Raw genomic sequence first — 19,023 nt, 5'->3', positions numbered from 1 at the left:
CCTGGAGAGCTTCTCTGATGCATCGCTGGTGCCCAGGCGATACCGATTGGCGGAGCACCCCCCTGCTTGCGCTAATGTATGTGTCGCAGCGAGCAACCGCCCGCCCGGAGCATCCGGAGTGGGTACGTTCGGTGCAACGCAGCAATCCCCTGTAGCTCAATTGGCAGAGCAGCCGGCTGTTAACCGGCAGGTTACTGGTTCGAGTCCAGTCGGGGGAGCGCGATCCCCTGTAGCTCAATTGGCAGAGCATTCGGCTGTTAACCGGAGGGTTGCTGGTTCGAGTCCAGCCGGGGGAGCGGAACGGAAGAGGACCCTTCGGGGTCCTTTTTCGCGTCTGCGGGAACCAAGCGGAGCGCACCGCGGTCTTCATGGTCAGCAGAGCCGATCTTCCGGAGCAGGAGATCGTATGAGCGGCTATGCTGCGGCAGACGGCGCGCACACATGTACGCGCCTCACCGATCGGGGCGGTAGCTCAGCCGGTTAGAGCAGCGGACTCATAATCCGTCGGCCGTGGGTTCGAGTCCCACCCGCCCCACCACAGCCCGTGGCCGCAGGAAGGTTTCTCCGCGACCGCGGGCTTCTTACTCCCACGGTGCACCTGTCGTGACGCGCACCACGGCAGCGACACGCCCGGAGTCACCCGGACGTCCCAGTCCGCGCGGAAGCCGACGCGGACCGCGTCGCCCGCCGGGATCACGAACACGCCGCCGCCCGTCTCGGACCACCTCTCGGGGCCCCCTCGCCCAGGCGACTCAGCCGAGTCCACCGGCCTCGCCGGTGCCTCTGTCGGCGGTCTCGCCGGTGGCCGTATCCCCGGTCGTACCCCCGGTGGTCTCGCCGGTGGGTTTCAGCTGAACGGTGAGCGCGTCCTTGTCCTCGCCCCTGACCCCGCCCTCGTCCCGAAGGGTCACGCAGATCATGCGCGGCTCGTTGGAGGTCACGTCTCCCTGCTCCCGGGGGAAACGGAAGGACGCCTTGAAGTCCACCCCCTCCGAGTTCGGCGGCACGGTGACGGTCTGGCTCGGTGGGCTCATGGGTCGGGGCTTCCCGTCCGGCGAGCAGTCCACGACCGCGATCGTGCCCACGTAGGGTTCGGACGACGGGTTCTCCATGCAATTCTCGTAGGCATACGGAAAGGTGCCGCCGAACTCGTCCGAGAGCCGGCCCGCGCGACTGAAGCTCCGCTGTCCTGGGTGGCCCGCGCGCGGTGTCCCAGGCGCCGGGTGAGCGGGGCCTGGGCGGTCGTCGGGTACGTCAGGATCGCCGTGTCGGACTGGCTCGCAGAACTCGTCTCCACCCGGACGCGGTCCGTGCTCGCGGAGGACGCGACGGTGACGTCGTGCCGGTGGGCAGGTACCCGTTGAAGGTCATGCGGTTGCCCGGGACGACCGTGGCCCGGGGCACGAGGGTCGGGTCGTTCCTCACGACACGGACGGCCTTCCCGTAGGACGTGGCGGCCTTGAGGAACGCCTTCCCGGCGGCGTCGGCGCGGCCGCTGGTCTCGACCGTCACAGTGTCGGCGGCCAGGTCCACCGACCACGCGGACACGCCCGCGGGCAGCCGCTCGGCGGCCCGCGGTCCAGCGCGGCCTTGATGTGCTCGCGCCGTGCTGCGGCACACGCACCTTGAACCGGGCCTCCTCCGCCTTCTCGGCGGACACGGCGTCCTGGACGTTCACTGTCAGCCGGCTCGAACGGTCGAAGAACGCGCCGTCCCTGCGGACGCCCTCCCGCGCAAGCGTGGTGAACCGCTGCTGCTGGGGGGCCTGCTCGTCGAGGTGGCGCACCGCCGCGGGCGCGCTCACGCTCACCGAGTCGGCCAGCGCCGCGACCATCTCGGCGGCGGCCAGCAAGTTTCCGTGCAACGCTCATGATGTGGTTCCTCCGGTTGCAGAACAGGCAGGCTCGCTGGGGGGTGGGTGCGCGCGGAGCACGCACCGCGGTGGGTGCCGTTCCGGAGCCCGGTGGGAATCCACCGGCGCGCTCGCACCTCTCGTGCGAGGGGCCTTAGTTGAACAAGAAGCCGGTACCCAGGGATTTTTGACAGAACGTCGCCACTCTGTGGAACGCCGACGTCGTACGGATCAGGGCGTTGAAAAGGTCCGCACCCCCTCGGGGGTGCGGACCTTCGGTCAGGCTGCTCGGTCTGGGGCTGCCGGCTCAGGGCAGCTCAGTCAGGGGCTGCCCGCTCAGGCGTTCTTCCGCGTGGGCCGCTCCGTCCGGGCTTCGTCGGCGCGCTCTTCTTTCTCCGGGCGGGCCTCGCCGTCTCCGTCGAGCCCTGCGAGGCGGCCTTCCGAGCCGACGACGCGGTCGGCCAGGTGAACTCGATCTCCAGCTCGACCTCACCGTTGCCGATCTCGACCTCGACCTCACCGCGGATGTCGTCGGGAATCTGCAGGCTCAGCGTCCCGAGGCCGAACTCCATCTCGACCTCGCCGCCCTCCCGCAGCGCCGCCGCGAGTGCCGCGAGCTGGTCAGCCGCCTCAAGGCGTGACATCGAGCGCTTCTGCTCAAACTTGAGATCCTTCATGGGCCGCTTCCGATCCGGTAGGAACAGCAGATACCGCCTATTCTGACCGGATCCACGCAAACGGGCTCGTCAGGCCTGCTCCGTCCGCTCCGCGGGCAGCCGCCCCGCCGCCACGGCGTCGACCAGGGACTGGTGGTCGCGCTCGTTCTGGTCGGCGTACGCCTCCGCGAACGTGACGAGGGCGCGGTCGAACGAGTCGCCCTTGCCCAGGTACGAGGCGATCGCGATCCGGTCGCCGGACCGGGCGTGCGCACGCGCCAGCGTGACGCCGCACAGCTCGCCGAACGCCTCCATGCCCCGCGGCACCATCGTCTCCGGCGCGGCGATGCCCTTCCAGTCGCGCAACTGGCGGACGTAGAAGTCGCGCCGCCTGCCGTCGATCCCGTCGACGCGCTCCCAGCCGAGGAAGATGTCGCTGGTGGCCTGCATCAGCCGCTGGCCGGAGACGACGCGCTCGCCCTGGTTGCGGTACGCGCTCGCCCCCACGTGCGCGGCGAGCACGGAGGAGTCCGCCTCCTTGGCCTGGAGGAAGAGCGGGTCCCGGTCGTCCCGGCCGAGGAGCAGGAAGATCCAGCAACGGGTGCCGACGCTGCCGACGCCGACCACCTTGCGGGCGACGTCCACCAGGCGGTACTCCGACAGGAGCGCGCGCCGGTCGGACTGCAGGGTGCGGCCGTACCGTTCGATCAGCTCGCGGAACCGGCTTTCGAGGGCCCGGTGCTCGGCGTCGGGCAGCAGGTCGCCCGCCGGAACGAGCAGCGGCGGATCCGCGGCGATGACGGGCCGGCCGTCGACCGTCTCGGTGAGCTTGTCGAAGGCCTGCAGGCTGTCCCGGGTGCGGGCCTTCGCCATGGCGCGGGACAGGTTCCGCCGTCCGCGTCCGGCGAGCCGTTCCGTGGCCAGGGCTTCGAGCTGGGTCGCGTCCACCTTCGCGTACCAGACGTCGAGGGTGCGCATGCCCGCGAAGCGGATCATCGCCTCGCGGTAGGAACGGACCGTGTGCCTGACGATGTGGGCGCGCTCGGCGTCGTCGTAGCCGTTCGCGCGGGCGGCGATGACGAAGCTCGCCGACAGCCGTTTGACGTCCCACTCCCAGGGGCCCGGCAGCGTCTCGTCGAAGTCGTTGATGTCGAACATCAGCCGGCGTTCCGGCGAGGCGAGCAGGCGGAAGTTCAGCATGTGGGCGTCCCCGCACAGCTGGGCCGTGAGTCCCGAGCGGGGGGTGGCGGCCAGGTCCGAGGCCATGATCGCGGCGGCGCCGCGGTAGAAGCGGAACGGCGATTCCGTCATGCGGCCGTAGCGGATCGGGACGAGCTCGGCGACGCGGGTCGACGACTGCGCCTCCAGGATCGTCAGCGGGTCGGGCCGGTCGGCGGACGGCTGGTACTCGGCGTGGCCCGAGCGCGGCGAACGGCGCCGGGCCTTCTTGCCGAGCGCCGCACGTTCCTTCGGCGTGGCATGGCGCGGCGCGCGCGCCGTGCTGGTCGTCTTCCGGGGCATCGCAACCCCTCCTGCCTGGCCCTGCCGGCCGTCGGAACCCGCCCGCCCCTTCGAGTATCCCGGCCCTCGGGGCGGCGTGCTCGGCGACGGCGCGGCCGCCCCTGGCCTGGGGCCGTCGCGTACCCCGGCACCGGTGGCCGCCCCTGGCCTGGGCCGTCGCGTACCCCGGCAGCGGTGGCCGCCCCCGGCCCGGGCCGACTTCTGCCTCGGCGGCGGGACAGGGGCGGCGGACGGGTCAGTACGTCAGGATGCCCGGGTCCGAGACGCCCGGGGTGCCGGTCTCCACGTGGCCGGCGAGGCGGCGGAGGAAGTCGGGGGCGGCGGGGGTCGTGATCGTCACGTCGTACCAGCGGGCGGAGGCGCTCAGCGGCACGGTGTGGGCGACCGTCGCGCCCTTCGGGACCGACACCGTCTGGGGGGTGCCCGCGTAGGCGTTCGTCACGGTCAGGGTGACGGCGGCCGTGCCCGCGTTGGTGAAGGTGAGGTCCAGGTTGCCCGTGGTGGCGTTGTGGCGGGCCTTGACTTCGGGCGTCGCCGTCCTGCCGGGGGAGCGGAAGCGGCGCAGGAAGCCGTTCGGGCCGTGGACCGTGAGGTCGGTGAGGTCCTTCGAGTACTTCGTGTTCCAGGTGTCCGTGAGGGACTTGTTCGCCTCCGTCGTGTACGTCCACGGCGCGTCCGTGCGGTTCGCGGAGGTCACGTAGAACTGGGCGCCGGCCGACGGGCCGCCGCTGAAGGTGAGGCGGTAGGTGCCGGCCGTGGTGTCCGCGGCGCCGTCCACGTACGGGGCGTACTTCAGCGGACGGGTGGGCTTGCCGCCCGCTTCCTGGCGCGGCATCGTGCCGACGGCCGGGGCGGTGGCGAGGAAGTCGGGGTGGCGGTCGCGGTCCGGCGGGTAGTAGCCGGCGGTCGGCGGGAGCGGGGTGGGCTGGATGTTCGCCTGCGTGAAGTCGAAGGCCGAGGTCAGGTCGCCGCAGACGGCCCGCCGCCAGGGTGAGATCTGGGGCTCCTGGACGCCGAAGCGGCGCTCCATGAAGCGGATGACCGAGGTGTGGTCGAAGGTCTCGGAGCAGGTGTAGCCGCCCTTCGACCAGGGCGAGACGACGATCATCGGGACGCGCGGCCCGAGGCCGTACGGGCCGGCGACGTACCCGGTCTTGCCGGGGAAGTGGTCGAGCGCGGTGGGCGTCGTCGAGAGGCCCTGGGCGGCGGACGCGGGGGCGTACGGCGGGACGACGTGGTCGAAGAAGCCGTCGTTCTCGTCGTAGGTGATGAACAGGGCGGTACGGGCCCACACGTCCGGGTTCGACGTCAGGGCGTCCAGGACCTGCGCGATGTACCAGGCGCCGTAGTTCGAGGGCCAGTTGGAGTGCTCGGAGAACGCCTCCGGGGCCGCTATCCAGGAGATCCGGGGCAGCCGGCCGGCCTGGACGTCGGCGCGGAGGTCCGCGAGGTAGCCGTCGCCCTTCGAGACGTCCGTGCCGGTGCGGGCCTTGTCGTACAGCGGGTTGCCGGGCTGGGCGTTCCGGTAGGTGTTGAAGTAGAGGAGGGAGTTGTCGCCGTAGTTGCCCCGGTAGGCGTCGTTGATCCAGCCCCAGTGGCCGGCCGCGTCCAGTCCGTCGCCGACGTCCTGGTACACCCGCCAGGAGACCCCCGCCGCTTCGAGGCGCTCCGGGTACGTCTTCCAGCCGTACCCCGCCTCGGCGTTGTTGAGGACGGGGCCGCCGCCCGTGCCGTCGTTGCCGGTGTGGCCGGTCCACAGGTAGTAGCGGTTCGGGTCGGTCGAGCCGATGAACGAGCAGTGGTACGCGTCGCAGACCGTGAAGGCGTCGGCGAGGGCGTAGTGGAAGGGGATGTCCTCACGGGTGAGGTACGCCATCGTGGCGGGGGTCTTCGCCGGGATCCACTGGTCGTACCTGCCCTTGTTGAAGGCCTTCTGCCCGCCGGCCCAGTCGTGGTTCAGGCCCTGGAGGAACTCCATGCCGAGGTCGTCGCTCGGCGGACGGAAGGGCAGGGTGACCTTTCCGGCGTTCGCCTGGTTCCAGACCGACTTCCCGCTGGGGAGGGTGACCGGTCGGGGGTCGCCGAAGCCCCGTACGCCCTTCATCGCCCCGAAGTAGTGGTCGAAGGAACGATTCTCCTGCATGAGGACGACGATGTGCTCGATGTCCTGGATCGTGCCGGTGGAGCCTTGCGCCGGGATGGCGGCTGCGCGCGCGATGCTCTCGGAGAGCATCGCGAACGCGGCGGTACCGCCGGCGAGTTGAAGGAACCGGCGACGGTCGAGGTCGGCCATGGGGGAGTTCTCCTCCGGTGAGACGGGCACGGGTGGGGGTGCGCGTGCGTGGCCGGGTTCCTACCCGGCGAGCGCCCCAAGGACAGCGCCCGCGGGTCACCGCCCGGCGGCCGTTCCATGGCTGCCCGCGGTACGGCGGACGAACCCCCCGTGCCGCTGTGTGAAAGCCCCGGTGCGCGCGGGGGCACCGGGGCTTTCACACAGGAGGAGGCCGGAGTCTGTTCGACGACTCGGCGACTCGACTATTCGGCGACTCGACTCTTCGGCGACTCGACCGAATGCTCGACAACTCGGTTACTCGACGACGAGCTCGACCTCGATGTTGCCGCGGGTCGCCTTGGAGTAGGGGCAGAAGGCGTGGGTCTTCTTCAGGAGGACGGCGCCCGCCTCGCCCTGGAGGTGGTCCGGGAACTCGGCGCGCATGACGACCGAGAGGCCGAAGCCGCCGTCCGCGGGGTCCTTGCCGATGGAGACCTCGGCGGTGATCGAGGCGTCGGAGATGTCGATCTTCTCCTGGCGGGCGACCACACCCATCGCGCTGGCGAAGCAGGCCGCGTACCCGGCGGCGAAGAGCTGCTCGGGGTTGGTGCCCTGCCCGTTGCCGCCGAGGGCCTGGGGGTGGGCGAGGGGGAGGTCGATGTGGCCGTCGGAGCTGACGGCGCGGCCCTCGCGGCCGTTGGCGGTGGCGACTGCGGTGTAGATCGCGTCCATGGTTCTTCCGTTCCTGTCCTCGGGGAGCCCGGTGCTGTGATGGCTGCCCTCTATTGATAGCGCACTATTCAGTTGTGCACAACTTAATCGTGTGTGAGTCGTCCTCGCGTATCCTGAGGGCATGGAGACGCTCGACACGGTCCCGGACGAGGAGTTCCTCCGGCTCGACCACCAGATCTGCTTCTCGCTGCACGCGGCGACCCGGGCGTTCAACGGTGTCTACCGCGACGCGCTCAAGGACCTGGGGCTCACGTACCCCCAGTACCTCGTCATGCTCGTCCTCTGGGAGCACGGCGAGCTGCCCGTGAAGGGCATCGGTGAACGCCTCCGGCTCGACTCCGGCACCCTGTCGCCGCTGCTCAAGCGCCTGGAGGCGGCCGGATACGTCGAGCGGCGCCGCAGCCCCGAGGACGAGCGGTCCGTCACCGTGCGGCCCACCGCCGACGGGGCCGCGCTCAAGGCGAAGGCCCGCGCCGTCCCGCGCCGGATCGCCGCCGCCACGGGCCTCGACCTGGAGGAGATCGTCGAGCTGAGGCAACGGCTCGACGCCCTGGCCGCCCGGCTCGACGGCGTCGACCCGGACGACCTGACGTCCTGCGTGTAGGGGCTCTCGGGAGCGGGCCGCCTCGCCGGGGGCGCCGGTCCGCACCATCCGACCGCCGGGTGGCCGGCAAAAAACGTAAGGATCACCGACCCATCCCGCCCCTATACTCTCCCCATGCCCGACATCACCATCCGGCGCGCCACCGCCGACGACTCCAAGCGGCTCAGCCGGCTCGTCCGGACCTCGCGGGCCTATCGGGGTGACTACGCCGCCATGGTCGACGGGTACCAGGTCGGCGGTTCGTACATCGAGCACCACCCCGTCTTCGCCGCCGTCGACGGGGACGACCGCGTGCTCGGGTTCTACGCGCTCCTCGTCGACGAGGCCGAACTCGACCTCGCCTTCGTCGCCGACAGCGCCCAGGGCCTCGGCATCGGGCGGCGGCTCATCGCGCACATGACCGGGCAGGCCAGGGCCGCCGGACTGCGGGCCGTGCGGGTCGTCTCGCATCCGCCGGCCGAGGAGTTCTACGTGCGGACCGGAGCCGTCCGCACCGGGACCGTGCCGCCCACCGGGCACATCCACTGGGCGCGCCCCGAGCTGCGGTACGACGTCGCGTGACCGCCACCCAGGAAGAGCGCGAGGAGCAGGGCCGCCGCAGGCTCTTCGCCGATCTCACCCCGCTGCGGACCTCCGCGCACTACCGCCGCCTCTGGTTCGGGAGCACCGTCTCCTGGGTCGGGCAGGGCATGACGGCGCTCGCCGTCTCCCTCCAGGTGTACGACATCACCGGCTCGCCCTTCTCCGTCGGGCTCGTCGGCCTGTTCTCCCTGGTCCCGCTCGTCGTCTTCGGCCTGTACGGCGGAGCCATCGCCGACACCGTCGACCGCCGCAAGCTCGGTCTCGTCAGCGCCGGCGGTTCCGCCGTGCTGTCGGTCGCGCTGGCCGCCGCCGCCTTCGCCGGCTTCCACCGGGTCTGGTTCCTGTACGGGATCGTCGCCCTCCAGGCGGTGTGCGCCGCGCTCAACGCGCCCGCCCGCTCCTCGATGATCCCCCGGCTCCTGCCGCCCGAGCAGCTGCGCGCCGCGAACGCCCTCAACTCGATGGTCACGACGTTCGGCATGCTCGTCGGACCCGGCCTCGGCGGCCTGATCGTCGGACTCGCCGGCTACCAGACCGCGTACCTGATCGACGCCCTCGCCTTCTCCGCGAGCCTCTACGCGATGTGGCGCCTCCCGTCGATGCTCCCGGACCGGAAGGGAGGCAAGAGGGCCTCGGTGCTCGACGGGCTGCGGTTCCTCGCCACCCGCCCCAACCTGCGCATGACGTTCCTCTCGGACTTCTGCGCGATGATCCTGGCCCACCCCCGGGCCCTGTTCCCGGCCGTCGCCGTCCTCTGGTACGGCGGGGACGCGAAGACCGCCGGACTCCTCGTGGCGGCGCCCGCGTGCGGGGCGCTCCTCGGCGGGATCCTCTCCGGCTGGCAGGGCCGTATCCGCCACCACGGGCAGGCGATCCTCGTCGCCGTCGCCTGCTGGGGCACCGCCATCGCCGTCTTCGGACTGACCCGGCACCTGTGGCTCGGGCTGCTCCTGCTCGCCCTCGCGGGCTACTCCGACACCGTCTCGATGATCTTCCGCAACACGATGATGCAGGTCGCCGCACCGGACGAGATGCGCGGCCGGCTCCAGGGCGTGTTCATCGTGGTCGTCGCGGGCGGGCCCCGGCTCGGGGACTTCCTCGCCGGGTCGGTCGCCGACCTGACCTCGCCGGCCGTCGCCGTCACGGGCGGCGGCATCGCCTGCGTCCTCGCGGTCGGCGCGCTCGCCCTGTACGGGCGCGGTTTCCGCCGGTACGACGCGCTCGACCCGACTCCGTGAGCAATTCTCCCCGAACGGCACGACCTGGGCTGGCGGTTGGCCGCCACGGCACATAACCGCCAGGAGTGACCGGCGTCAACTCCCCTCTCCACGGCCGAGACTCCTCGCGGCACCCGGAAAACACCCCCGACCCCGGGTCCGCGAGGAGTTCGAACGATGACGTCGAGGATCACACCCTTCGACAGAGGGAGGGCCACGCTGGTCGCCGCGGGCGTCTCCCTCGTGCTGCTCTCGGCGGGGCAGACCGCCGCCGCCGGGACCGCCACCGCCTCCGCCGTGCCGGACACCTTCAAGGCGGCGGCGACGAGCGCCACCGTCACCCTGATCACCGGCGACCGGGTGACCCTCACCGAACTCGGCGGCGGACAGCGGACCGTCACCGTCGACCGGGCCGAGGGTGCGACCGGTGCGATACGCAGCCGGATCAGCGACGGCCGGGTCACGGTCGTCCCCGACGAGGCCCGCCCCTACCTGGCCTCCGGCGCGCTCGACCCGCGCCTCTTCGACGTCACCGGCCTCGTCGAACAGGGCGTCACCGGCGAACTCCCGCTCATCGTCACGTACGGCGGCAGGAACGCGCGGGCCGCCGTCCCCGCCCCGCGTGGTGCCGAGACCGTCCGCGCCCTGCCCAGCATCGGCGGCGCCGCCGTCACGGCCACCGACCCCGCCGCCTTCTGGCGCGGATTCACGGCGGCCCCGCACGCCCGTGCCGCCGCCACGCCCGCCAAGGTCTGGCTCGACGGCCGGGTCCAGGCCGCCATGGCCGAGTCCAACGCCCAGATCGGCACCCCGAAGGCCTGGGAGGCCGGGCTCACCGGCAAGGGCGTCAAGGTCGCCGTCCTCGACACCGGCGCCGACCTCGGCCACCCCGACCTCGCCGGCCGGGTCATCGAGTCCAGGTCCTTCATCGAGGGCCAGGAGGTCGCCGACCGCGACGGCCACGGCACCCACGTCGCCTCCACCGTCGGCGGCAGCGGCGCCGGCTCCGGCGGCGCGGAGAAGGGCGTCGCCCCCGGCGCCGCCCTCGCCGTCGGCAAGGTCCTCAGCGACGAGGGCTCCGGCAGCGAGTCGCAGATCATCGCCGGCATGGAGTGGGCCGCCAAGGACATCGACGCGAAGATCGTCTCGATGAGCCTCGGCTCCCGCGAACCGAGCGACGGCACCGACCCGATGGCCCAGGCCGTGAACACGCTCTCCGCCGAGACCGGGGCCCTCTTCGTCATCGCTGCCGGCAACTCCGGCGCCCCCGGCTCCATCGGCTCGCCCGGCGCCGCCGACTCCGCGCTCACCGTCGGCGCCGTCGACTCCGCCGACCAGGCCGCGTACTTCACCAGCCAGGGCCCCCGCCACGGCGACCAGGCCCTCAAGCCCGACCTGTCCGCCCCCGGCGTCGACATCCTCGCGGCCCGCTCCCAGCTCGCCGCCGGCAGCGGCCTCTACACCTCCCTGAGCGGTACGTCGATGGCGACCCCGCACATCGCCGGCGTCGCCGCCCTGCTCGCCGAGAAGCACCCCGACTGGACCGGCGCCCAGCTCAAGGACGCCCTGATGTCGTCCTCGAAGACGCTCGACGCCTCGCCGTACGCGCTCGGCTCCGGCCGGGTCGACGTGGCCGCCGCGATCTCCGCGAACGTCACCGCGACCGGCTCCGCCGACCTCGGCTTCGTCGCCTGGCCGTACGAGACGGACAAGCCGGTCACCAGGACCGTCACGTACACCAACTCCTCCGACACGGCCGTCGAGTTGGACCTCGCCGTGGAGGGCATGCCCGCCGGGGTCGCCGCCCTCGCCGACACCACCCTCACCGTCCCCGCCCACGGCTCCGCGTCCACCACCGTCACCGGTGACGGCTCCGAGGCGCCCGTCGGCCGGTCGTCCGGCCGGATCACCGCGACCGCCGGCGGCGCGCCCGTCGCGCACACCGCGCTCGGCATGGTGAAGGAGGAGGAGCGCTACACCCTCACCGTCCACGTCAAGGACCGCGACGGCGCCCCCGCCCCCGCCTTCCTCGGCGTCCAGAAGCTGGCGCAGGGCGAGGCCCCCTTCCCCGCCACGGTCGGCGAGTCCGGCACCCTCGAACTGCGCCTCAAGCCGGGCACGTACACCGTCGACACCTTCCTCGACGTACGCGGCTCCCACGGCGCGGACTCCCTCGGCCTCGGCTTCCTCACCGAGCCCGAGATCACCCTCGACCGCGACCGCGAGATCACCCTCGACGGACGGCAGCTGCGCGAGATCCGCGCCGAGGTCGAGCGGCGCACCGAGACCCGGCAGCTCCTCATGGAGTTCGACCGGGACGCGAACGGCGCCTCCTACGGCGGAGCCGTCCAGGTCCCGCCGCTGTACGACTCGATCTTCGCGGCGCCCACCCGCAAGCCCGCCACCGGCACCTTCGAGTACCGGACCGTCTGGCGGCTCGGCAAGCCGATGCTGGAGACGACCGTCGACGGCGCCCGGCTCTCCGGCGCCACCCCGCAGGCCGGCACCGCCCTCCTGGAGGGCCGCCACCGCCTCGGCCTCGTCGACGCGGGCACCGGCACCCCCGCCGAGTACACGGGAAAGAACGTCACCGGCAGGGCCGTCCTCGTCCGCCTGACCGAAGGCGCCGACCCGACGCAGCTCGCGCAGACCGCCCAGGACGCCGGAGCCAAGGCCCTGTTCGTCACCGACGACCGGCCCGGGCGGCTGATGAAGTGGTTCGGCACCGCCGACTACCAGGACCGGCCGCTCGCCGTCGCCACCGTCGACGCCGCCGACGCCCGGCGGCTCGCGGCCGGCGCGGCCCGCGGCAAGCGCGTCGAACTGACCGGCACCCGCTTCACGCCGTTCACCTACGACCTCTCCGAAGGGCACCCCGGTGCCATCGGCAAGGACCTGGTCTTCCGGCCCGGCAAGGACGAACTGGCCACGATCAGCTCCACCTTCCGCGCGCCCACGAAGCGCACGGAACCGGGCGGCGAGTTCCGCTACTCGATCACCGACACCTTCCCCGTCGGCTTCGGCTTCAAGGAGCACATCTCCTTCCCGGCCGAGCGCACCGAGTACGTCTCCACCGGCACCGGCCAGCGCTGGCACGAGTCCGTCGACCTCGGGGACTCCCTGGAGCAGCGCGGCGGTACCCCGTCCTACCGGGGCGGCAGCCGGGTCGACCTCGACTGGTTCGGCCCCGTCTGGCACCCGTGGCTGGGCACCGGCCTCGGCTGGGGCCAGCAGCGCGTCGGCAACGACCTGCGCTTCAACACCCCGGGCTGGGGCGACTCCGGCACCGACCACACCGGCTTCGGCAACGTGTGGAACGACGACTCGATGACCCAGTTCACCGAGGTGTACGTCGACGGCGTCCGCGTCGACCGGAAGATGAGCTCCGGCGCCTACGCCTGGGACGCCCCGGCGGCGGAGGCCACGTACAAGGTCGTCACCGAGACCGCGCTCGACGCGGACCGCTGGCGCCTGGCGACCGAGGGCCGCAGCGAGTGGACCTTCCGCTCCGCCGAGACCCCGCAGGACCGGATCACGTACCTCCCTCTGCTCAACCTCGGCTTCGACGTGGACACCGACCTCCACGGTGACGTCCGCGCCGGAAGCCGGCTGCCCGTCGGGATCTTCGCCGAGTACATCGAGGGCGCGACCGGCACCGGCACCATCGGCGGCGGCACCCTGGAGGTCTCCTACGACGAGGGCGTGACCTGGACGAAGGTCGCCCTCAAGAAGTCGTGGCGCGGCGCCGCCTGGAGCGGTGAGCTGCGGATCCCGTCCGGCGCGGACTCCGTCTCGCTGCGGGCCGGCGCGAGTGACGACCGGGGCGGCTCGGTGAAGCAGGAGCTGATCCGCGCGGTCGGCGTGAAGTAGCAGGCGGCAGGCGGGCGCCAGGGCGCGCGCCTCCTTACGAGGCCCGGCCCTCGGCGCGGGGCCGGGTCCCTCCGAGGCCGGGCCTCCGCGCGGGGCCGGGTCCCTCCGAGGCCGGGCCCCCCGGTCGGGGCCAGGTCCCTCCCGGGCCGGGCGCATCCCTCCGGGGAGGCGCCCGGTCTTCGCGCGCTCAACCGGCTTCCGGCAGCGCCTTCTTCAGGACCTTGCCCATGTCGTTACGGGGGAGCGCGTCGAGGTAGCGCACCACCCGGGGCCGCTTGTGCGGGGCGAGGAGCCGCGCCACATGGTCGGCGAGCTCCGCCGCCGCCGGAGGCCGCTCCGCGTCGGCGGGCACCACCCAGGCGACGATCCGTTCGCCCAGGTCGGGATCGGGCTCGCCGGTGACGGCCGCCTCGCGTATCCCGGGGTGGTCGAGCAGGGCGTTCTCTATCTCGCCCGCCCCGATCTTGTACCCGCCGCTCTTGATCAGGTCGGTCGCCTTGCGGCCCACCAGACGCACCGCGCCGTCCGCCTCACGGACCGCCATGTCGCCGGTGCGGAACCAGTCGCCGTCGAAGGCCGCCGCCGTCGCGTCCGGGCGTCCGAGATAGCCGGAGAACAGGTTCGGGCCGCGCACCTGCACCTCGCCGACACCCTCCCCGTCCTGCTCCGCGAGCACCGAGCCGTCCTCGTCCACCAGCCGCAGCTCCACCCCCGCGAGCGGCACCCCGACGGTCCCCGGGCGGGGCCCGGCGCCCGGCCGCACGCTGGTGTTCATCAGCGTCTCCGTCATCCCGTACCGCTCCACGACCGTGCGGCCCGTCGCCGCCGCGATCCGCTCGTGGTCGTGGACCGGCAGCGCCGCCGACCCCGAGACGAGGAGCCGCGCGCCCGCCATCGCCGCGACGAGCGCCGGATCGTGGGCGAGCGCGTCCGCGAGCCGGTGGTACATGGTCGGTACGCCGAACAGCATGGTGCCGCCCCCGGCGCCCAGCTCCCGCGCCACGCCCTCCACCGAGAACGCGCCCAGGTGCCGGACCTCGCCGCCCCGCCGCAGCGGTCCCAGGATGCCCAGGATCAGCCCGTGGACGTGGAACAGCGGCAGCGCGTGCACGAGGACGTCGTCCGCAGTCCAGGACCAGGCCTCGGCGAGCGCGTCGAGCGAGGCGGCGACGGCCCGCCGGGACAGGACGACGCCCTTCGGCGGTCCCGTGGTGCCGGAGGTGTAGACGATCAGGGCGGGGGCCTCGGGGTCGAAGGCGTCTACGAGGCCCGCGTCGAGCCCCCGGCCCGTCGCCGCTCCGGCGTCTCCCGGGCCCGCGTCGAGCCCCCGGCCCCTCGGCGCGAGGTCCACGTCGATCCGTGGGAGCCCCGCGAGACCGGCCGGCAGCTCGTCCCCGGGTCCCGCCAGGACCGCGCCGGGCGCGCTGTCGCCCAGGATGTGCGCCAGCTCCCGCTCGCCCGTCCGCGGATTGAGCGGTACGGCGGGCACACCGGCCAGCAGGGCTCCGACCACCGCGACCGCCGTGTGCGCGGTCGGCGCGGCCCAGACCGCGACCCGCCCCGCGCCCGCGAGCCGGGCCGCGAGGGCCCCGGCGGCCCGCGCCAGTTCCTCGTACGTCAGGCTGTCCGCGCCGCAGCGCAGCGCGGGCCGGTCGGAAGGGGCCGCAAGGGCCGGGAAGAGCGCACTCACCGGTCGTACTCCTCGGGTCGGGGTCGAGGGTTGCCGGAGGCATTCTGCCGGGGAGTCAGGGTCTGCCGGCCGTGACCTTGGTCGCCTCCGGCGTCGGCTCCCCGCCCTCGGGCCGGATCCCGCGCATCCGCCCGTACGCGTACACACAGCCCGCGAGCGCCAGGTCGGAGAGGAGCATGAACCCGATGGAGTACGAGTCCTTGGCGCTGTAGATCGCGCCCATCACCAGGGGCGGCAGGAAGCCGCCGAGTCCGCCCATCGCGCCGACGATGCCGGTCACGCTGCCGACCTTGGCCTGAGGGGTGACCTGGGAGACCAGGGCGAAGACGGAACCGCTCGCCGTGCCGAGCCCGGCCGCCATGACGAGGAGGGCGATCGTGCCGCCCGGGTACAGCGGCGGGTCGAAGGCCTGGACGATGGCGAAGAGGGCGGCCGTGCCGAGTGCGGCGGCCGTGACGAGCGCCGGGTGGAACCGGTCCGAGAGCCAGCCGCCGATCGGCCGGAAGATGACGGTGACCAGGGCGAACCCGGCGGCCTTGGTGCCCGCGTCCGTCGGGTCGAGCTCGTACCAGGTCTTCAGGTACGTCGGCAGGTAGACGCCGAACGCGACGATGCCGCCGAAGCCGATCGCGTACAGCGCCGACAGCTCCCACGTCACCCGCAGCCGCGCCGCCGAGCCCAGCCGGGTCGCGAGGGAGGCGGTGGGCACCGGCCGGTCGGGACGGTCGGTGATGAGGAAGAAGGCGAGCACCGCGAACGCGGCGAGCGCGATCGCCACCACGAGGAACGGCAGGTTCTCGCCGTGCTTCGCGATCCGGGGCGTGAAGTAGCCGGAGAGCGCCACACCGCCCATGCCCATGCCGAACACCCCGAGCGCCAGACCGCGCTTGGCGGGCGGGAACCAGGAGTTGACCAGCGGGATGCCGATCGCGAACGTGGTGCCGCCCAGGCCCAGGAGGAAGCCGACGACCAGGAGGAGACCGTAGTTGTCCTTGACCACCATGAGGAGCAGCACCGGGACGATCGTCAGCGCGGAGACCAGAGGGAACATCACCTTCGCCCCGTACCGGTCCGTCAGCGCGCCCGCCGGGACACGGCCGATCGAGCCGACGAGCACCGGCACCGCCACCAGCAGCGACTGCTGGAACGAGCTGAGGCCGAGCCGGTCTCCGTACCAGCTCGCGAGCGGCGCGATCAGGTTCCACGCCCAGAAGGTGAGCGTGAAGCCGATGGTGGCCATCGCCAGGTTGCGGTAGGCGGCCGCTGTCTGCGGCTCTGTCTCGGTGGTCACCCCTCCAGTGAAGATCGGCGCGGGAGGCGCGGCGCGCCGGACTGCTCCGTACGGGGTCGGTCGCCGTCCGGCTACGGCCAGGTCACGACGGTCGGCGGGGTGCCGTCGTCCTCCACCCGCAGCCGGGCGCCCTCGTCCCCGGCCGACACCTCGACCGTGATCGCGCCGATCCCCGCCCGCCGGTGCGCCGCCGCGAGCGCCCCGCGCAGTGCGGCGAGGAGCCGCCCCGCCGTCTCCTCGTCCACCAGGGTGTCGACCGCGCCGGCGAAGTGCACGGACGGCTGGAAGCCGAGCAGGACCGCGGCCCCGCCGGTCTCGCGCAGCACCTTCCCGCGGAAGGAGGTCGGGGCGTCGGCGGGCGGCTGCTGGAGCGCGAAGATGGTCGTCCGGACCTCCTGGATCGTCGAGTCCAGTTCGTCCACCGCCCGTTCGAGCAGCGCGTTCTCGTCGGAGGTGCCCGCCGCCCGCCGCCGGGTGGACTCCAGCATCATCTCGGTGGCGAACAGGCGCTGGACGACCAGGTCGTGCAGGTCCCGCGCGATCCGGTCCCGGTCCTCGTACACCGCGAGCCGCTCCCGGTCGTGCCGGGCGTCCGCGAGGACCAGCGCGAGCGCCGCCTGCGACGCGAACTGCGAGGCGAGCAGCCGGTCGACGGCGCTGTACGGCTCCGCGCCGCGGCGCCGGGGGAGGGCGAGGGTGCCGATGAGCCTCCCTCCGCTCTGCAGCGGCAGCAGCATCGACGGGCCGAACCGGGACCGGACATGCGTGGTCATCCGCGGATCGGTCGCCGAGTCCTCGACGAACACGGGCTCCCCGCCCAGCAGCTGCACCAGGACGGGGGAGCCGGGCGCGATCACGGTGCCGACCAGATCGCCCGGGTCGTCCGTGGTCGACGCGGCGACGATCTCCATCCCGCCCTCGGCGGTCGGCTGGAGGACCACCCCGGCCGAGGCGCCGGCGAGGATGCGGGCCCGCTCGGCGACGGTCGTCAGGGCGTTCTCGGCGGACGCGCCGGTGAGCAGGGCCGTGGTCACCGCCGCCGCGCCCTCGATCCAGCGCTCCCGTTGGCGCGCGGTCTCGTACAGCCGGGCGTTGCCGATGGCGATCCCGGCCTGCGAGGCGAGGACGCGGAGCAGGGCGAGATCCTCCTCGCCGAAGGGCCCTTGGCGCTTCTCGGTGAGGTACAGGTTGCCGAAGACCTCGGTGTGGACCCGGATGGGGACACCGAGGAACGTACGCGTCTCAGGGTGCCCCGCGGGCACTCCGGAGAAGCGCGGATCGGCCGTCAGGTCGTCGAGCCGCAGCGGCTGCGGGTCCTGCGCCAGGACGCCGATCAGCCCGGTGTGGCCGTCGGGGAGACGGCCGATCCGCTGCTGGTCCTCGTCGGTCATGCCGGAGGTGAAGAGCTCGGTGATCCGGCCGCGCTCGGGGTCGACGACCCCGAGCGCGCCGTAGCGGGCGCCGGTCAGCTCGGTGGCGGAGTCCACGATGTGCTGGAGGGTGGTGCGGAGTTCGAGAGCGGTGCCGACGCTGAGGACCGCTTCGAGCAGCATGGGCAGCCGGGGCGCGTCCGCGTCCTCGTCCGTGTCCTCATCCATGATCGTCATGGTCTCATTGTCGTACGAATCATGCGGTTTCGTCGGTTTGCGTCCCGTGCCCGCCCCGCCGCTCAGTCGTCGTCGGCGAGCGGATCCCGCTCCGCCAGCGGGTCGAGGACCATCGGCTGGACCTTCCCCTCCAGCATGGCGCCGAGGCCCAGGACCGCGCAGATGTCCGGGCGTTCGGCGATGTGCACCGGCATCCCGGTCGCGGCGCGCAGCATCTGGTCGAGCCCCGGCAGCAGCGCGCTGCCGCCCACCATCATGATCCCGCGGTCCGCGAGGTCGGCCACCAGATCCGGCGGGCAGTCCCGCAGCACCTTGCCGATGCCGTCGAGGACCGCCGTCAGCGGGGTGTGGATCGCCTCCCGCACGGCGGCGGTGTCGACGGTCACCGAACGGGCCAGGCCCGTGGCGACGTCCCGGCCGTGGATCTCGGTCCAGGCCGGACCGTGGGGCGTCAGGCCGTTCCCGCTGAGGGCCAGCTGCAGCGGGCGCACCGACTGGCTCGGCAGCATCAGCTCGTGGTGGTGGCGCAGGTGCTGGATGACGGCGTGGTCGATGGCGTCTCCGCCGACCGGCATCCGCTCGGCCGTGACGATCGCGCCGAGCGAGAGGACCGCGACCTGTGTGGTCGCCGCCCCGCACACCATGATCATCGTCGCGGTCGGCTGCTCGACCGGCAGGCCGCAGCCGACGGCCGCCGCGATCAGTGTGTCGACCAGCTCGACCCGGCGCGCCCCGAGACCGACCAGGGTCTCCACGGCTGCCCGCTGCGCGAGCGGGTCGCTGTCGTGCGGGGTGCAGGCGGCGGCGCGCAGCCGGGGCTTGCGGCGCAGCTGGCGGCGCAGCTTCTCGCCGAGGAGGTGACGGAGCATCCGCTGCGCCATCTCGATGTCGACGACCGTGCCGCCCGAGACGGGTCTGACGACCCGGATGTAGTCGGGGGTGCGGCCCGTCATCTTCTCGGCCAGCGCGCCGACGGCGATCAGCGCTCCGGTACGGGTGTTGACGGCGGCGACGCTGGGCTCATCGACGACGAGTCCGGCGCCCTTGACGAAGACCCGGGTGCGGGCGGCACCCAGGTCGACGGCGACATGGCAACGACGCAGCTGCTCAAGGCTGACGGTCACGGCGG

General features: G+C 72.7%; 14 protein-coding genes and 3 tRNA genes. 7 read left to right on the top strand and 10 right to left on the bottom strand.

Going from position 1 to position 19,023, the window contains the following annotated elements; all coding sequences use genetic code 11:
* Positions 1 to 145: 145 nt before the first annotated feature.
* From AMK29_RS03090 to AMK29_RS03080, 3 genes are all read left to right on the top strand, one after another.
* Positions 146 to 218, top strand: a tRNA-Asn gene (locus AMK29_RS03090).
* A gap of 5 nt (positions 219 to 223) precedes the next feature.
* A tRNA-Asn gene (locus AMK29_RS03085) sits at positions 224 to 296 on the top strand.
* 165 nt (positions 297 to 461) lie between these two features.
* Positions 462 to 538 (top strand) — tRNA-Ile (locus tag AMK29_RS03080).
* 214 nt (positions 539 to 752) lie between these two features.
* Here AMK29_RS03080 and AMK29_RS03075 read toward each other — a convergent pair.
* The 6 genes from AMK29_RS03075 to AMK29_RS03050 all read right to left on the bottom strand — a co-directional run bounded on the left by AMK29_RS03075 (position 753) and on the right by AMK29_RS03050 (position 7,033).
* A complete protein-coding gene (locus AMK29_RS03075; protein WP_073807072.1) occupies positions 753 to 1,112 on the bottom strand; it encodes a hypothetical protein in 360 nt (119 codons plus the stop codon).
* A gap of 142 nt (positions 1,113 to 1,254) precedes the next feature.
* Positions 1,255 to 1,620: a S1 family peptidase gene (locus AMK29_RS37860; protein ID WP_073807070.1), complete on the bottom strand. Its 366-nt coding sequence runs from the start codon at positions 1,618 to 1,620 to the stop codon at positions 1,255 to 1,257.
* 549 nt (positions 1,621 to 2,169) lie between these two features.
* Positions 2,170 to 2,529: an amphi-Trp domain-containing protein gene (locus AMK29_RS03065; RefSeq protein ID WP_073807067.1), complete on the bottom strand. Its 360-nt coding sequence runs from the start codon at positions 2,527 to 2,529 to the stop codon at positions 2,170 to 2,172.
* Between the two features lie 69 nt (positions 2,530 to 2,598).
* Positions 2,599 to 4,029, bottom strand: coding sequence for a DUF2252 domain-containing protein (locus AMK29_RS03060; protein WP_073807065.1), 1,431 nt, complete (start codon positions 4,027 to 4,029; stop codon positions 2,599 to 2,601).
* Positions 4,030 to 4,264: 235 nt separating this feature from the next.
* Entirely contained in the window at positions 4,265 to 6,322 is a 2,058-nt protein-coding gene (locus AMK29_RS03055) for a phosphocholine-specific phospholipase C (RefSeq protein WP_073807062.1), read from the bottom strand.
* A 294-nt stretch (positions 6,323 to 6,616) separates the two neighbouring features.
* On the bottom strand, positions 6,617 to 7,033 hold the full coding sequence (locus tag AMK29_RS03050; RefSeq protein ID WP_073807060.1) for an organic hydroperoxide resistance protein: 417 nt from the start codon (positions 7,031 to 7,033) through the stop codon (positions 6,617 to 6,619).
* Positions 7,034 to 7,154: 121 nt separating this feature from the next.
* Between AMK29_RS03050 and AMK29_RS03045 the strand changes: the two genes are divergently transcribed.
* The 4 genes from AMK29_RS03045 to AMK29_RS03030 all read left to right on the top strand — a co-directional run bounded on the left by AMK29_RS03045 (position 7,155) and on the right by AMK29_RS03030 (position 13,306).
* Complete coding sequence (locus tag AMK29_RS03045; RefSeq protein ID WP_073807058.1) at positions 7,155 to 7,637, top strand: MarR family winged helix-turn-helix transcriptional regulator; 483 nt, start codon at positions 7,155 to 7,157, stop codon at positions 7,635 to 7,637.
* 114 nt (positions 7,638 to 7,751) lie between these two features.
* Complete coding sequence (locus AMK29_RS03040) at positions 7,752 to 8,198, top strand: GNAT family N-acetyltransferase (RefSeq protein WP_073807055.1); 447 nt, start codon at positions 7,752 to 7,754, stop codon at positions 8,196 to 8,198.
* Positions 8,195 to 9,457 carry an MFS transporter gene (locus AMK29_RS03035; RefSeq protein ID WP_073807053.1) on the top strand — a complete coding sequence of 421 codons (1,263 nt, stop codon included), beginning with the start codon at positions 8,195 to 8,197 and terminating at the stop codon, positions 9,455 to 9,457. The genes AMK29_RS03040 and AMK29_RS03035 overlap by 4 nt, the downstream gene beginning before the upstream one ends.
* Positions 9,458 to 9,613: 156 nt before the next feature.
* A complete protein-coding gene (locus AMK29_RS03030) occupies positions 9,614 to 13,306 on the top strand; it encodes a S8 family serine peptidase (protein WP_073807050.1) in 3,693 nt (1,230 codons plus the stop codon).
* Positions 13,307 to 13,493: 187 nt separating this feature from the next.
* Here AMK29_RS03030 and AMK29_RS03025 read toward each other — a convergent pair whose 3' ends face one another.
* The 4 genes from AMK29_RS03025 to AMK29_RS03010 all read right to left on the bottom strand — a co-directional run bounded on the left by AMK29_RS03025 (position 13,494) and on the right by AMK29_RS03010 (position 19,018).
* On the bottom strand, positions 13,494 to 14,996 hold the full coding sequence (locus AMK29_RS03025) for an acyl-CoA synthetase (RefSeq protein ID WP_073807047.1): 1,503 nt from the start codon (positions 14,994 to 14,996) through the stop codon (positions 13,494 to 13,496).
* A 55-nt stretch (positions 14,997 to 15,051) separates the two neighbouring features.
* Complete coding sequence (locus AMK29_RS03020) at positions 15,052 to 16,236, bottom strand: MFS transporter (RefSeq protein ID WP_073808228.1); 1,185 nt, start codon at positions 16,234 to 16,236, stop codon at positions 15,052 to 15,054.
* Between the two features lie 122 nt (positions 16,237 to 16,358).
* A complete protein-coding gene (locus AMK29_RS03015) occupies positions 16,359 to 17,894 on the bottom strand; it encodes a GAF domain-containing protein (protein ID WP_073807044.1) in 1,536 nt (511 codons plus the stop codon).
* Between the two features lie 62 nt (positions 17,895 to 17,956).
* Positions 17,957 to 19,018: a rod shape-determining protein gene (locus AMK29_RS03010; RefSeq protein WP_073807041.1), complete on the bottom strand. Its 1,062-nt coding sequence runs from the start codon at positions 19,016 to 19,018 to the stop codon at positions 17,957 to 17,959.
* Positions 19,019 to 19,023 lie beyond the last annotated feature (5 nt).

Source organism: Streptomyces sp. CB02261, assembly GCF_001905665.1.
Lineage (GTDB): Bacteria > Actinomycetota > Actinomycetes > Streptomycetales > Streptomycetaceae > Streptomyces.
This window is presented reverse-complemented; position numbering and strand designations above follow the sequence as displayed.